Here is a 16,549-nt window from a genome sequence, read left to right as displayed (position 1 = left end):
GCGATCGTCGCTATTTCTGCTGAATTCGGTTCAGGTAATCGATCACGGCGAGAATGCGAGTCCGCACGACGACCTCCGGGTTTTGCTGCGGCCCGGCCTTTTGCCAATAAGTGGGATCGACGGCGTGAGGCAGGCTGACGATGGGGTTGAACCGCTCGCCCCAGATCGGCATTTCACGCGTGCCGTGAGCCGGGACTGATTTCGACCCATATATGGTCTCGTAAACGGCGTTGGTGGGAAACACCCCGTTGTTGTTCTTGGCCAACATGGTCAGGTCGGAAGGCGATGTCTTGAGCTGGCCGCTGACCGGTCCTTTGCCCTTTGCGTCGGCGCCATGACAACTCGCGCATGAAGACTGAAACTCCGCCTTCCCGATGTCAACTTCTTCGGCCTTGGCGGCAGCAGCGAAACCAGCGGCAAGACCGGCAATGATCAACCATTCGATAGCAGATCTCATCATCTCGCCTCCGAGGCCGGCAGGGAAGACTCCTGCTCCTAGCCGTTTTGCCCTTTAGACAGCTTGACGCACATCAAGTCCGCACAGCCAGAACTGAAGCGCGCACATGGCTTTGCGCAGTCGCTCGCTCGCCGACGTGACGTCGTCAGTTCTCCATGGCCTCATAAATCAGCTGCTTGACGGTCCTTTGGATGCGCTGGCGCTCCGAAGGAGTCTGCTCGAGCAAGACGAAGAACATGTCCTGCTTGGGGTCGATCACGAAATAGCAGCCGCTGGCGCCGTCCCATTTCAGTTCGCCCAGATTGCCCGGCGGCGGCGGTTTGGCGTTGCCCGGATCGGTGCGTACGGCGAGGCCGAGCCCAAAGCCGAAGCCGTCGCCCGGAAAGTAGAAGAAGTCCCGCTCGACGCCCGATCCGGGCCCGACCTGGTCCGTCGTCAGCAGCTTGAACGCCTTGGGGCTGAGAATGGTCTTGCCCTCGTACGTGCCGCCATTGAGCAGCATCTGAGCGAAGCGGGCGTAGTCCGCCATCGTCGAGACCATGCCGCCGCTGGCGTACATGATCTTCTTCGGCTTGGTCGGGTCGTTTTCGCGCCCCACCCGGAAATCGCTGTCGTTCGGCATCGGCTTGGCGAGCAGCTTCTGCTTTTCGGGGTCGCCGACGAAGAAGCCGGTGTCCTTCATGCCGAGTGGATCGAGCAGCTTTTCCCGCTCGACCTCGATCAGGGACTTCCCGGACGCGATTTCCATGATCCGCGCCAGGATGTCGGTGGAATGGCCATACTGCCAGAGCGCGCCGGGTTGATTGTGCAGCGGCAGTTTTGCGATCCGCTCGGCGAACTCGGCGAGATCGAAATCACCAGCATAGATATCGGCAGCCTTGTAGGCCTTGCGGACCAGGCTGTCGCCGTAGAAGCCGTAGGTGATGCCGGAGGTCTGGCGCATCAGGTCGAGCACTGTCGGCGGCCGGTTCGGCGGCACCAGTTCGAGCGTCTTGGTACCGCCACTGGCTTCCTTCTCGACGCCGACCTTCACATTTGCAAACGACGGAATGTATTTTGCGATCGGGTCGTCGAGGGAGAACTTGCCCTCATCGATCATCTGCACTGCAACCACGCTGGTGATGGCCTTGGTCATCGAGAACAGGCGGAAGATGGTATGGTCGGTGATTGGAGCCTTCGACTCCACGTCCTGCACGCCGAAGGATTGGTGATAGACCGGCTTGCCGTGCTGCTGGATGAGCAGGATCGCTCCGGGAATTTTCCCCGTCGCGACTTCGTTGCGGAAGAACTCGTCGAGTTTTGCCAGCTTGTCCTTGTTGAAATGTGCTCCCGCGGGAATTTCAAAAGTCCCTTCGGCCCGGGCCGAAGCTGCTGCGGCCGCAACGAGCAGCGCGCCACAGGCAATCATCCGCAACGCCTGGAATGGTTTCATCAACCCCCTCCCGATTCCTCCCAAGTGTAGCCTTCCGCTCAACCGGCACAAGGGGCATCAGGGAGCGCCTGCACGCAGGCGGGAGGCGCCTGCCGCGCCGCCGTCGGATACCGTTTCGCACCGACTCGATGGCGGTTTCCTCAGGACGAGGCTAAGCGGCACCGCTGAGGTTGAAGCGGCAGCCGCACCCTCGATCTTTACCCTGAGGGCCACCAACGGCGGGCGTCTCGAAGGACGGCTACAGGGAAATCGCGTTCAAATGCGATAGCCCTGCCCAAGCGGAGGAGGCCGAGCGAGCCCGCGGCTCACATCGACCCGGCTCAAAGCCGTTGCGTCCAGCCTATTGGTTGATCTCGGGCTCGACGAGCTTGGCCAGATTCCGCAGCGATTCCTGCCAGCCGAGATAGCAGGCCTCCGGCGGGATGACATCCGGGATGCCCGACTGCGTGATGTCGATTTCGGTTCCGACCGAGACCTTCTTCAGGATCACGGTCACCTCGATCAGGCCGGGCAGATTGGGATCGTCGAACTTGTCCGTATAGCGGATGCGTTCGCCGGGCACGAGCTCGACATATTCGCCGCCAAAGGAATGGCTGTTGCCCGTGGTGAAATTCCGGAACGACATCTTGAACGTGCCCCCGACCTTGGGCTCGAAATGATGTACGGTGCAGGTGAACCCGTTCGGCGGAAGCCATTTCGCCATCGCATCGGCCTCCAGGAAGGCGCGATAGACTTTCTCCGGCCTGGTGGCCAGGACGCGGTGCAGGCGGATGGTATTGGGCATGTTTCTTGTTCCTCACGACTTGATGGCTCCGGCGCGCACGTCCGTTGCCCATTCATGTCCCGAGGACGAACGAGGCTCGGCCGGCCCGACATGGTAGCTTGGATTTTTTGATGGCTTTTGTCGGGAGCGCTGGCGGCAGATGGTCTGGCGCGAGCCGGCTAGACAGCCGCCACTCGACCGGCGTCATCGTGAACGCCCGTCACTTCGTGATGACGTGCTTCGTCGGCGTCACTGCCGGCGGCGGTGCCGCCGGCGAGATCGCAAAGGTCACCCACGCGTTCCAGCCTTCGGGGCGATTTTCGGCGGCAAATTCCTTGTATCCCTTAAAGTTGAGGTAGCCCTGTTTGTCGCCGATTGGAAAGATGAATCCGATCTGTGGGCCGACCCCGCCCACCCTCGAGCGGAAACAGCCGACGCGATCGCCGGAGCCGCTGTCGCAGCCGAGCTGCTGGTAGAAATACCCGACGAGCCCCACCTGCACCTGCTTGCTCAGGAACTGGGAGGCGCCCCAGTCGAAGTGCATGTCGACACCGCTTTGGTACTGCGTGTCGGTGTTCTTGAAATTGTAGGTGAAGCCGAGCACGCCGGACAGTTCATGTCCAGTCTGCGGATTGAAATAGGTGTAGCCGCCGCCCGCGTCGATCGCGCCATGCCCGAGCCCGATGTTGGCGAGCCGGGACGACTGGTAGGCTCCGACGGGGATGTCACCGGTGATGTAGGTCATGTAGTTGTGGACACCGGCATTCCAGCGCAGCGCGAATTGCGGGATCAGGTCGCCAAAGCCGGTCACGGAATCGCTGATGGAATCGGAGCGCGAGAAGGGAATAGAGCCCAGTGGCGTTGCGAGCGTACCCGTCACCGATCCGTTGAGCGTGGTGGTGTTTGCACCGTAGATTCCCATCAGGGTGGCCGAGGCCTGGCCGCCCAGCACCGGTGTTGCAAAGACGTAGGTCGCGTTCAACAGGCCTAGATCCACATTCGCGTTGAGGTTCGCGTTCAACGTGGCCGTCAAGTTTGCGGGGATGCGGCCGATCTGGATTTCGCGTGCGCGCGCCACGTCGCCGCCGGCGGACACCGAGGTGTGATAGTAGATCGCAGCCGCCGTCCAGCCCGGTTGCTGAGGCGTCGCAGCAAGGCTGCCGAACATGCCGGGAATCCAGAAGCTGATGCCGCTTTCATCGGCCAAGGCTATCGCCGGTATCGATGCAAAGGCCGCAAATGCAATGCCGGCAAACGCTTTCGTCACTCGCATGGTGACCCCTCCCGAAACACCAGATCAGCTTCCTGGGAGCGCCTGATTTGTTGCTGATAGTATGATCCAGGCGAGGGGCAGGCCATAGCTTCCGTTGCGCCGGGAATATTCGGCAGTCAGATGTGGTAACGGAACAACACTGCAGCGTTATGATACCAACGGGCATTGAGATGCGCTCCCGGGAATTTACGGACGCCGCTCCTCTGTCTCCAACATCTCCGCTTCTGATCCGTCATCTTGATCTGTTGATCCATATCAAGCCCTTTTCTGGTCGCATGGAAAATGATGGCGCCTCATTTGAAGGGAGGAATTGCGATGAGCACTGCCCGATCCTTTTTTCTTGTCGCATTTTCACTGACCTTTGCGATTTCGGCGCCAGCATTGGCACAACAAGTCCAACACGCTGCGCCGCCGCCCGGATCGCCTGCGGCGACCATCACTATTCCCGGCGATCAGCTGCCGCCGCCTCCGCAGAAATTCGGCGGCAAGATCGAGCGCGATGCGCGCAATTCGACACCTTTCTGGCCCTCGCGCGTGGTGCCGCCGAAGGGTGCACCAAACGTGCTGCTCATCATCACCGATGATGCCGGCTACGGCGTGCCAAGCACGTTCGGCGGCGTCATTCCAACGCCTGCACTCGACCGCATCGCGCAAAGCGGATTGCGCTATACAAATTTCCATTCAACGGCGCTGTGCTCGCCGACGCGCGCCGCGCTGATCACCGGACGCAATCATCATTCCGCCGGCTACGGCGTGATTGCCGAGCAGGCAACCGGTTACCCCGGTTACGACAGCATCATCACCAAGGACAAGGCCACGATCGGCCGCATCCTGACCGACAACGGCTATCATACGGCATGGTTCGGCAAGAACCACAACACGCCGGAATACCAGGCGAGCCAGGCCGGCCCATTCGACCAGTGGCCGACCGGCATGGGCTTTCAATATTTCTACGGCTTCATGGGTGGCGATACCAATCAGTGGGAGCCCGGCAATCTCGTTCGCAACACCACGGCAATCTATCCCTACCAAGGAAATCCCGGCTGGAATCTGGTGACGGCAATGGCGGACGACGCCATTGACTATGTGAACCGCATGAACGCGCTGTCGCCCGACACGCCGTTCTTCATCAAGTTCGCGCCCGGCGCGACGCATGCGCCGCATCATCCGACCAAGGAGTGGGTGAAGAAGATCGGCGACGTGCACCTGTTCGACCAGGGCTGGAACAAGCTGCGCGAGACAATCTTCGACAACCAGAAGAAGCTCGGCGTCATCCCGCAGAACGCCAAGCTCACGCCGTGGCCAAAGGACCTGATCAAGGAGTGGGACCAGCTTTCCGCCGACGAGAAGAAGCTGTTTATCCGTCAGGCGGAGGTGTTCGCCGCTTTTGCCGCCTACGCCGACAACGAAATCGGCCGGGTGATCCAGTCGATCGACGATCTCGGCAAGCTCGACAACACCCTGATCATCTACATTGAAGGCGACAACGGCACCAGCGCCGAAGGGCAGCCGAACGGCACGCCCAACGAAGTGGCGATGTTCAACCAGATCAACCCGTCGGTCGAGGAGCAGCTCAAGTACTTCTACGACGTCTGGGGCACCGAGCGTACCTACAACCACATGTCGATCGGCTGGGCCTGGGCCTTTGACACGCCGTTCTCCTGGACCAAGCAGATCGTCTCCCATTTCGGCGGCACGCGCCAGGGTATGGCAATCTCCTGGCCGGCCGTGATCAAGGACAAGGGCGGCATCCGCAGCCAGTTCCACCACGTCATCGACGTCGTGCCGACGATCCTCGAGGCCGCGAAGATCAAGCAGCCGGACATCGTCGACGGGATCAAGCAGAGCCCGATCGAAGGTGTCAGCATGATGTACACGTTCGACGCCGGCAACGCGAACGCGCCGTCGAGCCACAAGATCCAGTATTTCGAGATGTTCGCGGATCGCGCGATCTACAATGACGGATGGATCGCCTCGACCAAGGTGTTGCGGCCGCCGTGGGTGACTGGAGGCGTCAAGCTGCCAAGCCCGGCCGATTACCCTTGGGAGCTCTATGACCTGAAGAACGACTGGACGCAGGCCGAGGACGTCGCCGCCAGGTATCCCGACAAGTTGAAGGAGCTGCAGGCGCTGTTCTGGAAGGAAGCCGAGAAGTATCAGGTGCTGCCGCTCGACAGCTCAATGGCTACCAGGATTATTACGCCGCGCCCGAGCCTCAGCGCCGGCCGGACGAGCTTCGTCTGGGCGCGACCGCTCACCGGCACGCCGAACGGCGACGCGCCGAGCCTGCTCAATGCGTCCTATGTCTTCAAGGCCGACGTCGAGATTCCGCAGGGCGGTGCCGAGGGCATGCTGATCACCCAGGGCGGCCGTTTCGGCGGGTATGGGTTCTATGTCCTCAAGAACAAGCCCGTCTTTACCTGGAACCTCGTTGACCTCAAGCGCGTGCGCTGGGAGGGGACGGAGCTCACGCCCGGCAAGCACGTGATCGAGTTTGCCTTCGCGTATGACGGTCTCGGCACAGCGACCATGCTGTTCGGCGACTACAGCGGCATCGGAAAGGGCGGCACCGGCACGTTGAAGGTCGATGGCAATGTGGTGGCCACGGAGAAGATGGAGCACACGCTTCCCTTCATCCTGCAGTGGGACGAAGCACTGGACATCGGTTCAGACACCGGCACGCCGGTCGACGACAATGACTACGAGGCACCGTTTGCCTTCACCGGCAAGATCAACAGGATCACCCTGGACATCGATCGACCCAAGCTGAGCCCGGCTGATATCAAGCGGATGGAGGAAGCCGCGCGTGCGGCGGGCGACGGCCCGTCTGCGGATGCCGGAAAAGTTGCCTCGGCGGTACCCCAGGTCTCCAGCAATATCGGCCTCAATCTGGTCGAGAAGATCCAGTTGCGGATCGACAAGCGCGAGGGTTGCCGCAAGGATGCCGAGGCAAAGGGACTTGGCATGGTGGACCGGGTCAAGTTCGTTCAGGAATGTGTTCGCCGATAGTTCGGCGCGACACCGACGGGAAGCCAACCGGCTTTCCGTCGGCCAAATGCATGCGATGTGCGATCGGAGAAGCTCATGACAAACGGCCGTTGGATCTTCCTGTCAGCGCTTGCACTGACCGACGCCCTGACTGTCGGCTGCGCTGCGGCGCAGGGCGCGGCGGAGACGGTGCAGGACATGCTCGCCGCACAGATCCGGACGCAAGGGTTTACGTGTGACAAGGCGCTCGGCGCGACGAAGGACACCGCGCGCTCGAGGGCCGATCATGCGGTCTGGGTGCTCAGATGCAGCAATGCGAGCTATCGGGTGAGCCGCGCGCCGGACATGGCCGCCAAGGTCGAACCGCTGCGGTGACGCCGCGCGCGGCACCGCATCGAACGGCGGCAACATGCAAAGCGTAACCGATCTGATCCCAATCACACCTTCGATCGACGAACTTGGCCGCATCATCGCCAATGTCGCTGCTCCGGCATTTCTGCTCGGCGCGGTCGGTGCGTTCATCTCGGTCGTGATCTCACGGGTCAACCGAGTGATCGACCGCTCGCAGTTCATCAACGGCATTCCCGCAGGCGATTCTGCAAGAGTCTTCCTGAAAGGCGATCTGCCGCGGCTTCGGGAAAGGGCGCGGCTTCTGAACCGGTCGCTGTTCTGCTCCGTCGTCGCAGCGATCCTCACGGCGCTCATCATCTTCGTTGCATTCATCAGCGCGCTCCTGCAAATCGCACACGAATACGGCGTGGCGATCCTGTTCATGGCGGCCATGCTGATGTTCAGCGCCGCCCTCGTCGATCTGGCGCGCGAAACCAGAATTGCGCTTCACGATAATGACCTTCACGTGTAAGCCGAGTGGCGGAACGGCTGGAGCGGTAAGCAGACGTGACACGAGGCTCGCGAAAGAACCGCAAGGGCGACAAGCTCGGCAAGGCGCCAGCGCCCGAACCAGTGCGGTCCGGGCCGCAGCCGCTGCAAGTCCCTCACGGCGCTACGAGGCGCTGGATCCTCGGCGCGAGCGCAGTTGTTGCCGCGATCGCCGGCGGACTGCTGTGGTTCGAACCATCGAAGGCTCCCGTCCAGACGTCAGCGCCTGCCGAACGGGCCTTCGTCGGGAGCGAATCCTGTGCTGACTGTCACGAAGCGGAAGCAAGGCTCTGGCGGACCTCGCAGCACCGCCGCGCCATGGATCACGCGACGGCGCAGTCCGTGCGCGGCGATTTCAACGACGCGACTTTCGACTATGCCGGCACCCGCTCGCGCTTCTTTCGCAAGAAGGACAAGTTCCTGGTCGAGACCGATGGGCCTGACGGCAAGCTCGCGACCTTCGAGGTGAAATACACATTCGGCATCGACCCGCTGCAGCAATATCTGATTCAATTCCCGGATGGCCGCGTCCAGGCTCTGTCCATCGCCTGGGACACGCGGCCGAAACAGCAGGGCGGTCAGCGCTGGTTTCATCTCTACCCGGACAACGCCGTCACCAGCAGCGATTCCCTGCACTGGACGAAGCTGAACCAGAACTGGAATTTCATGTGTGCGGAGTGCCATTCGACGAACGTGAACAAGGGCTACAATGCCGACCGGGACAGCTTCGCGACCACCTTTTCCGAGATCAGCGTCGGCTGTGAGGCGTGCCACGGTGCTGGCTCGCGCCACGTTACCTGGGCTCGTACCAACCCGGCGGCGCGCGGCCCTGACGATGGCCTGCAGGTGCGCTTCGACGAGCGCACCGGCATCACCTGGGCCGCATCCGCGGGCAAATTGACGCCGGTACGCAGCGCGCCGCCACCTGGCTTGCGCAAGGAGGTCGAGACCTGCGGGCGCTGCCACGCGCGCCGCGGGCAGCTATCGGAAAACTGGACACCGGGCCGACCGCTCTCTGACACACACCGTGTATCGCTGCTCGACCGACACCGCTTTTATGCCGACGGCCAGATGCGCGACGACGAGGAGACCTACAATTACGCGCCGTTCAAACAGAGCAAGATGTTCGCCAAGGGCGTGACCTGCAGTGACTGCCACGACCCGCACAGCGTAACGTTGAAGGCGCCCGGAGACGGCGTTTGTTCGCAGTGCCATACGCCCGCCAAATATGAATCCGCGGCGCACCGGCACCATGCCCATGTCTCGCCGCCGCTGGGCTGTCCGGCCTGCCATATGCCGGAGCGCCGCTACATGATCCTCGATCGCCGCCACGACCACGGCTTCCGCGTTCCGCGTCCCGATCTCTCGGAGCAGACGGGCGCACCGAATGCGTGCAACGACTGTCATCGCGACAAGCCAGCGGCCTGGGCAGCGCATCAGATCGAGGGTTGGTTCGGGCCGGAGCGGCGGGGCCACCAGACCTATGCGCGCGCGTTTCATGCTGCCTGGAGCGAAGCTGCCGACGCGCAAGCGCAACTTGCCGCAGTCGCTGAATCGGCTGAAGTTCCCGGTATCGTCCGGGCCAGCGCGCTGGCGGAGCTTCCGGCACCGATTCTCGATCTGATCCGGCATGGGCTTTCCGATTCCGATCCGCTCGTGAGGCTCGGCGCGCTCGATCGGCTCGAAGGAGCGCCCGCCGATCAGCTCTGGCCGGTCGTCTCGCCGCAGCTGCGCGATCCCGTGCCTGGTGTGCGCATTCGCGCCGCCGAACTTCTGGCCGCCGTGCCTCCAGCGCGCCAGCCAGCGGCCGATCGTGACCAGTTCGCGCGGGCGGCTGCCGAATTCGTCGATGCGCAGAAGCTGAATGCTGATCGGCCGGATTCGCGAACGGCGCTTGCCAACTTCTTCCTGCGCCAGGCCAATCCCGGCGCGGCGGAAGCCGAATACCGCGCCGCCCTCAGGCTCGATCCCTCGTTTGCGGCGGCCGCCGTCAACTTGTCCGACCTGTACCGGCAACTCGGACGCGACAGTGACGGGGAGAAAATCCTGCGAGAAGCGCTTTCCGCGTCGGCGCAGGACGCATCTCTCCACCACGCGCTTGGTCTGACACTCGTGCGCCAGAAGCGCAGCGAGGAGGCCCTCGACGAGCTGCGTCGGGCTGCCTCTCTTGACCCCGGCCAAATGCGCTACGCCTACGTCTATGCTGTAGGACTGAACGGAATCGGTCGGCGTGACGATGCACTTTCTGTGCTGAACCAGAGCCTGCGGGGTCATCCGAACAATATGGAGCTGCTTTCAGCCGCTTTGAACATCAGCAGGGAGAAGGGAGACATCGCGGCCGCGCTGGGTTATGCCGAGCGACTGGCGCTCCTCCGGCCTGACGATCCACGGTTGGCGAACCTCATCAGAGAGCTCAAGCGTTAGTTGCGCCAGGAAGAGCCGCCTGCGCTCGTGGGCTTTCGCCGAAGGCAGGCGGCGGCCGGGCTTACTTCGATGTCAAATCGCCGCCACGTCCTGTGGCGTCATAGTGAACGCCAGCCGGTAGCGGCCCTCCGTCGGATGATTCTGAGCGCCCGCCGCATGAAGCACCGATGACGCCAACTGCGCGATCACGGCACGCTCGACGGCATCGGCGTCGTAACCCGACAGCAGCACGATCCAGTCGGCGGCGCCGTCCTTTCCCCGGATCTGCTGTTCCGTGGTGGGCGAACTCGTCTTCGGTGTATCGGTCAGGAGGAGGTGCGCGCCCGTCAGTCCCGGTTTCGACGCAAGGGCGCCGAGCGTATCAAGGAGGTGCGCCTGCAGCTCTGCAGCGCGTCCAGCTTGCGGCGAAAGCCTGATGGTCGCAAGCGAGCTTGCGACGCCACCGCCAAAGCTCGCGATGATCCGGCACTGACTGCGGACCATCCCGAGATGATGCGGCATCATTTTCCTCGACCACGGCGTCGGCGCGTTGAGCCGGTCGAGATATCCCTGCGACGTGAGCACCTCATATCGTTCCAGCTCGTAGAGCACGAAGAAGCCCTCGGCATCCGTCGTGCTGCTCCAGCGCGATCCCCGCCGGAAGCCGGGAATGCTCATCCGCTCCGGAAAATGCTCCTGCGAGTGCCAGTCGCCGAACTCGCTGCGCTGCTCCGGGCGAACGCTCCACCACATCGCAACGGCGACCTTGCCGAGCAGTGACATGCTGACCTCCCTTTTTGCGGACAGTTTGCCTCAACGCCAACAGCGGCGGCAAGGTGTGCCCGCTTGACAAGCGAAGCCACAATTCCGCTACCGTTCCGCGTTCAACTCCTGCGGGAGATCGGGGGCTTCCGTTGCGCAGCACGCTCTGGGCTTTTGCCATCACGCTCTGCTGTCTTGGTTCGCCGGCCGAGGCTGCGGGCATTCAACTGCTCGACGCCGATCCGTCGCTGTCAGGTGCGATCTGGTATCCTTGCGCGGCGGAGCCGACGCATGTGGCGCTTGGCCGTCTTTCGGTGCCCACGGTCGATCGGCTGGAGGGAGCGAAGGACTGTCCCGTCAGCGGGGCCAAGCTACCACTGGTCGTCGTCTCCCATGGAAATAGCGGTTATTTCGCACTTCACCTCGACATCATCGAAGCGCTGGCGAACGCCGGCTTTATCGTCGCGGCGATCAACCATCCCGGCAACAATACCAACGATATGTCGGCGCGTGGGATGCCTGTTTGGGCGTCGCGTCCAGCGCATATGGTCCGCCTGCTCGATTTCATGCTGCACGAATGGAAAGACAGGGACGCGATCGATCCCGCCAAGGTGGGTTTCTTCGGCTTCTCTCTGGGCGGTTTTACCGGACTGGTTCTGGTCGGCGCTCAGCCTGATTTTCGCAGGCTCGATTGTAAACAGGACAACAAGTCAGCGGCCTGCGAGCAGCTGCGTGCCGGTGAGATTCCTCCCGAACCGCCGCACGATGCCCGCATTAAGGCCGCGGTGATTGTCGATCCTGCAGTGAGTTTTTCCTTCACGCCTGAAAATCTGGCGAACATTGGCATCCCGCTGCAGGTCTGGCGATCCGAACTGGGAGGCGGGGGCGTCAACGCGGCAGGCGTCGCATACGTCACCCGCAGCCTGCCGGGCAAGCCTGATATTCACGTCGTACGAGCCGGTCACTACGCGTTTCTGCCACCCTGCACGCCCGAGCTTGCCGCACTGAGACCACAGGTTTGCACCGATCCCGAGGGCTTTGATAGGGCGGCCTTTCACCGCGAGTTCGACGCAGCAGTGGTGAGGTTCCTTCACGAGCAGCTCGGAGGGCGCTAAGCTTCTCGCGATCGAGGGGAGGGACATCGACGCCTCTCAAGCTCGGTGACGGACAACGCCCGGTGCCGCGAAATGCTGGTCGTCGGGCAGGACGTTTGCTGCTCCCAACAATGGCATAATACCCCTGTTTTGCCCGACGCGTCAAACTGACTTCGCGAAATACGAAATCTGTTCTGGGTCAAAGGGTTGGCTACTGTGCATGGGGTTGTTTTTCAGTTTTTGAGTTGATGCCTGTGATGGCACGGCGCTCGCAAGCAAAAAGGGCCGCCCCTTCGGGCGGCCCTTTCGTCATACTCGAGGCGGCTTGGCTTACTCCGCGGCCTGCTTCTGCGGCGGGTCGAGCGCGCCGGACTTGTGGATCTCGGCGACCTGGTGGTCGCTGAAGCCCAGCACCGAACGCAGGATCTCGTCGGTGTGCTCGCCGAGCAGCGGGGAGCGCTGCACATCGCTCGGAGAGTCCGACAGCTTGATCGGGTTGCCGACCGAGATGTACTTGCCGCGGGTGGGGTGGTCGACCTCGACCACGGTGCCGGTCGCGCGCAGCGACTGGTCCTCGGCGATCTCCTTCATCGACAGGATCGGGCCGCAGGGGATGTCGTCCTTGTTGAGGATCTCCATCGCCTCGAACTTGGTCTTGCTCATCGTCCACTGCTCGATGCGGGCGAAGATCTCGTTGAGACGCGGCAGGCGCGCCGCTGGCTTGGCGTAGTTCGGATCGGTCTTCCACGAGGGCTCACCGATCACGTCACAGATCTTCTCCCAGACCGGAGCCTGGGTGATGAAGTAGATGTAGGCGTTGGGATCGGTCTCCCAGCCCTTGCACTTCAGGATGCGGCCGGGCTGACCGCCGCCGGAATCGTTGCCGGCGCGCGGCACGGCATCGCCGAACGGCACGCCTTCACCGAACTGGCTGTATTCCCTGAGCGGCCCGTGGGCGAGGCGCTGCTGGTCGCGCAGCTTGACGCGGCAGAGGTTGAGCACGCCGTCCTGCATCGCGGCGGTGACGCGCTGGCCCTTGCCGGTGTGGGTGCGCTGATAGAGCGCGGTGACGATGCCGAGCGCCAGATGCAGGCCGGTGCCGGAATCGCCGATCTGCGCGCCGGTGACGAGCGGCACGCCGTCGCGGAAGCCGGTGGTGGAGGCGGCGCCGCCGGTGCACTGCGCGACGTTCTCATAGACCTTGCAGTCTTCGTACGGTCCGGGACCGAAACCCTTGATCGAGGCGACGATCATCTTCGGGTTGATCGCTTGAATCTTCTCCCAGGGGAAGCCCATGCGGTCGAGCACGCCGGGGCCGAAATTCTCGACCAGAACGTCGCACTGCTTGATCAGCTCGGTGAGGACTTCCTTGCCCTTGGGGTTCTTGGTGTCGAGCGTGATCGAGCGCTTGTTGTGGTTGAGCATGGTGAAATACAGGCTGTCCACGTTCGGGATGTCCTGCAGCTGGCCGCGGGTGATGTCACCCACGCCCGGACGCTCCACCTTGATCACGTCGGCGCCGAACCAGGCCAGCAGCTGCGTGCAGGTTGGCCCGGACTGGACGTGGGTGAAGTCGAGAATGCGAACGCCCGTGAGCGCTTTGGTCATCGTGTTGCTCCGTACTCTTTGTCTGCCCCTGCACCCGGCAGGGAGTAAAGGGTTGAGGGGTGGACTTACTTCTTCTTCTGCAGAACGCTCTGGGGATTGAGGTTGCCGATGCGGCCGCTCTCCGAGCCTGCGGCCGGATCGATCACCGCGTTGATGAGCGTCGGCTTGCCGGACGTCATCGCCTCGTTCACGGCGCGCTTGAGCTCGTCCGGCGAGGTCGCGTTGACGCCGACGCCGCCGAAGGCTTCCATCATCTTGTCGTAGCGCGCGCCCTTGACGAACACCGTGGTCGCCGGGTCGGCGTTGGCGCTGTTCACATCCGTGCCGCGATAGATGCCGTCATTGTTGAAGATGACGACGCAGATCGGAAGGTTGTAGCGGCAGATGGTCTCGACCTCCATGCCGGAGAAGCCGAACGCCGAGTCGCCTTCCACTGCGAGCACGGGATGGCCGGTCTCGAGCGCGGCTGCGATCGCCTGGCCCATGCCGATGCCCATCACGCCCCAGGTGCCGACGTCGAGACGCTTGCGCGGGCGGTACATGTCGATGACGCCGCGGGCGAGGTCGAGCGTGTTGGCGCCTTCGTTGACGAGGATCGCCTCGGGGTTCTCCTTGATGACGTTCTTCAGCACGCCGAGCGCACCGTGATAGTCCATCGGCGATTTGTTGTTCATGAGCTTCGGCGCCATCTTGGCGACGTTCTCTTCGCGCTTGGCCGAGACGGCCTTGGTCCATTCGGCGGGCGCGACGGTCCAGCCCGACGCAAGCGCCTGGTTGAACGCGGAGACGACCGAGCCGATGTCGCCGACGACGGGCGCGACGATCTCGACGTTGGAGTCCATCTCCTTCGGCTCGATGTCGACCTGGATGAACTTCTTCGGCGCTTCGCCCCAGCTCTTGCCCTTGCCGTGCGAGAGCAGCCAGTTCAGCCGCGCGCCGATCAGCATGACGACGTCGGAGTCCTTCAGCACCGTCGAGCGGGCCGCGCCGGCGCACTGCGGATGGGTGTCGGGGAGGAGGCCCTTGGCCATGCTCATGGGCAGGAAGGGAACGCCGCTCTTCTCGACGAAGCTCTTGATCTCCTCGTCGGCCTGCGCGTAGGCCGCGCCCTTGCCGAGGATGATGAGCGGGCGCTTCGCGCTCTTGAGCACGTCGAGCGCGCGCTTCACCGAAGCCGGCGAGGGGACCTGCGCGGGCGCAGCGTCAATCACCTTGACCAGCGACTTCCGGCCGGCCTCGGCATTCATCACCTGGCCGAACAGCTTTGCCGGCAGGTCGAGATAGACGCCGCCGGGGCGGCCCGAGACCGCGGCGCGGATGGCGCGGGCAAAGCCGATGCCGATGTCCTGGGCGTGCAGCACGCGATAGGCCGCCTTGCACAGCGGCTTCGCGATCGCGAGCTGATCCATCTCCTCGTAGTCGCCCTGCTGGAGGTCGACGATCTCGCGCTCGGAGGAGCCCGAGACCAGAATCATCGGGTAGCAGTTGGTGGTGGCATGCGCGAGCGCGGTGAGACCGTTGAGGAAGCCGGGCGCCGAGACGGTCAGGCAGACGCCGGGCTTCTTGGTGAGGTAGCCGGCAATGCCTGCGGCGTAGCCGGCGTTCTGCTCGTGGCGGAAGGAGATCACGCGAATACCGGCGGCTTGCGCCATGCGGCCCAAATCCGTGATCGGGATGCCCGGCACATTATAGATGGTATTGATGCCGTTCAGCTTGAGCGCGTCGATGACGAGATGAAAACCATCCGTCAGTTCCTGCTCGGTGCCCGGTGCTTCGGACTTGGTCGCGGTATTCAGCATGGGCCTTGTCTCCCTGGTCTCAGTACTGGGGCGAGTGCTTCGCCCTTCTGGTGAACGTTTGCTAGGTCAAGAGCTACGTGAACAGTTCCTGGCCGTGCGCTTCGACGTAAGCGGCGAGGCCGAGGGTGTGATCGCGGGCGCGCTTCTCCGCGAGCTCGGTGTCGCGCGCTTCCAGCGCTTCGATGATGCCGAGGTGCTCGGGCAGCGACGTCGCGGTGCGGTCCTTGCGTCCGATGGTCAGCTGGCGATAGCCGCGCACGTGCAGCAGGAGGTCGTTGGTGAGATCGACCAGCACCGGCGATTCCGACAGCGAGATCAGCGCCTGATGGAAGGCGATGTTGGCGCGGGAATATTCCTCGACGTGATCCTCGGGCAGGCGGTCCTTGCCGAAATCCTTGAAGAAGTCGCGCAGCGCGGTGATGTCCTTCTTGCGCGCGGTCGTGGTGATGAGGCGCGCGGCCATGCTCTCCAGCGCCGCCCAGGCGCGGATCATGTCGACGATCTCGCTCTTGGTCCTTCGCACCACCATGATGCCGCGGCGCGGCACCGTCTTCACAAAACCGTCCTGCTCGAGCATCGCGATCGCTTCGCGGATCGGCGTGCGGCTGACGCCAAGCCTCTCGGACAATGCGCGCTCGTCGAGCATCACCGGCTCGGGCGTCGAGTAGATGTCCATCTTGAGGATGGCTTCCTTCAAGGCGTCATACGCCTTGTTCTTGAAGCTGCTCTCCGGGGCAATACGAACGATTGCGATGTCTGCCTCGGCCATGTTCGGCAACGCCTTGGTTGGTTTGCGTAGTGACACGACGAATCTCCTCCAGTGGGAGTCGTCTTTTACAGGAATATTAACGGGAAAGTTTTTGGCATACCACATGCCAGAATGTCAAGCTGACGATTTTTTGCGGCGTTCCAAGGCATGCTCCAGCTTGACAAGTTGGCTTCTGGCATACCAAATGCCATCGCCAGCCATTTTTGATCCATTCCGGCGGAGTAGTCTCGGGCTTTATGCCACTCCGTTCTGCCGCATGGAACAGAGCGCGGCCAATGGCAAGCATCACGGGCAGCCGCTAACCACGCGCGCGCTTTGAAAA

The 16,549-nt window shown here is 62.8% G+C and carries 13 protein-coding genes; 5 read left to right on the top strand and 8 right to left on the bottom strand.

The genetic code is table 11. The annotated features are described in order from the left end of the window. Positions 1-10: 10 nt before the first annotated feature. From ACM42_RS01585 to ACM42_RS01570, 4 genes are all read right to left on the bottom strand, one after another. On the bottom strand, positions 11-460 hold the full coding sequence (locus ACM42_RS01585; protein WP_271526367.1) for a c-type cytochrome: 450 nt from the start codon (positions 458-460) through the stop codon (positions 11-13). Positions 461-602: 142 nt separating this feature from the next. Next, positions 603-1,889, bottom strand: a complete 1,287-nt coding sequence (locus tag ACM42_RS01580; RefSeq protein WP_442868880.1) for a serine hydrolase domain-containing protein — start codon at positions 1,887-1,889, stop codon at positions 603-605. Positions 1,890-2,229: 340 nt separating this feature from the next. Then, the gene (locus ACM42_RS01575; RefSeq protein WP_271526366.1) at positions 2,230-2,673 is read right to left on the bottom strand and encodes an SRPBCC family protein; all 444 of its coding nucleotides are present in this window, start codon (positions 2,671-2,673) and stop codon (positions 2,230-2,232) included. A gap of 199 nt (positions 2,674-2,872) precedes the next feature. Then, positions 2,873-3,925 (bottom strand): SphA family protein, encoded by a 1,053-nt coding sequence (locus ACM42_RS01570; protein WP_271526365.1) that lies wholly within the window; start codon positions 3,923-3,925, stop codon positions 2,873-2,875. A 315-nt stretch (positions 3,926-4,240) separates the two neighbouring features. On the opposite strand from ACM42_RS01570, the gene ACM42_RS01565 reads away from it, so the two are divergent. The 4 genes from ACM42_RS01565 (at position 4,241) to ACM42_RS01550 (ending at position 10,216) form a co-directional block, all read left to right on the top strand. After that, positions 4,241-6,934 (top strand): arylsulfatase, encoded by a 2,694-nt coding sequence (locus ACM42_RS01565; protein ID WP_271526364.1) that lies wholly within the window; start codon positions 4,241-4,243, stop codon positions 6,932-6,934. 75 nt (positions 6,935-7,009) lie between these two features. After that, complete coding sequence (locus ACM42_RS01560) at positions 7,010-7,288, top strand: hypothetical protein (RefSeq protein WP_271526363.1); 279 nt, start codon at positions 7,010-7,012, stop codon at positions 7,286-7,288. A gap of 34 nt (positions 7,289-7,322) precedes the next feature. Continuing rightward, positions 7,323-7,775, top strand: coding sequence for a DUF2721 domain-containing protein (locus ACM42_RS01555; protein WP_271526362.1), 453 nt, complete (start codon positions 7,323-7,325; stop codon positions 7,773-7,775). 35 nt (positions 7,776-7,810) lie between these two features. Next, complete coding sequence (locus ACM42_RS01550) at positions 7,811-10,216, top strand: multiheme c-type cytochrome (protein WP_271526361.1); 2,406 nt, start codon at positions 7,811-7,813, stop codon at positions 10,214-10,216. Between the two features lie 72 nt (positions 10,217-10,288). Here the strand turns inward: ACM42_RS01550 and ACM42_RS01545 are convergent, their stop codons facing one another. Continuing rightward, entirely contained in the window at positions 10,289-10,978 is a 690-nt protein-coding gene (locus ACM42_RS01545; RefSeq protein WP_271526360.1) for a hypothetical protein, read from the bottom strand. Between the two features lie 131 nt (positions 10,979-11,109). Between ACM42_RS01545 and ACM42_RS01540 the strand changes: the two genes are divergently transcribed. Further along, a complete protein-coding gene (locus ACM42_RS01540) occupies positions 11,110-12,072 on the top strand; it encodes an alpha/beta hydrolase family protein (RefSeq protein WP_271526359.1) in 963 nt (320 codons plus the stop codon). Positions 12,073-12,381: 309 nt separating this feature from the next. Here ACM42_RS01540 and frc read toward each other — a convergent pair whose 3' ends face one another. From frc to ACM42_RS01525, 3 genes are all read right to left on the bottom strand, one after another. After that, positions 12,382-13,659: a formyl-CoA transferase gene (gene frc, locus ACM42_RS01535; RefSeq protein ID WP_271526358.1), complete on the bottom strand. Its 1,278-nt coding sequence runs from the start codon at positions 13,657-13,659 to the stop codon at positions 12,382-12,384. A 65-nt stretch (positions 13,660-13,724) separates the two neighbouring features. Continuing rightward, positions 13,725-15,458 carry an oxalyl-CoA decarboxylase gene (oxc, locus tag ACM42_RS01530; protein ID WP_271526357.1) on the bottom strand — a complete coding sequence of 578 codons (1,734 nt, stop codon included), beginning with the start codon at positions 15,456-15,458 and terminating at the stop codon, positions 13,725-13,727. Between the two features lie 73 nt (positions 15,459-15,531). Next, positions 15,532-16,227 (bottom strand): GntR family transcriptional regulator, encoded by a 696-nt coding sequence (locus ACM42_RS01525; protein WP_162250091.1) that lies wholly within the window; start codon positions 16,225-16,227, stop codon positions 15,532-15,534. Between the last annotated feature and the right edge of the window lie 322 nt (positions 16,228-16,549).

Source organism: Bradyrhizobium sp. CCBAU 25338 (genome assembly GCF_028128965.1).
GTDB classification, from domain to species: Bacteria; Pseudomonadota; Alphaproteobacteria; order Rhizobiales; family Xanthobacteraceae; genus Bradyrhizobium; species Bradyrhizobium liaoningense.
This window is presented reverse-complemented; position numbering and strand designations above follow the sequence as displayed.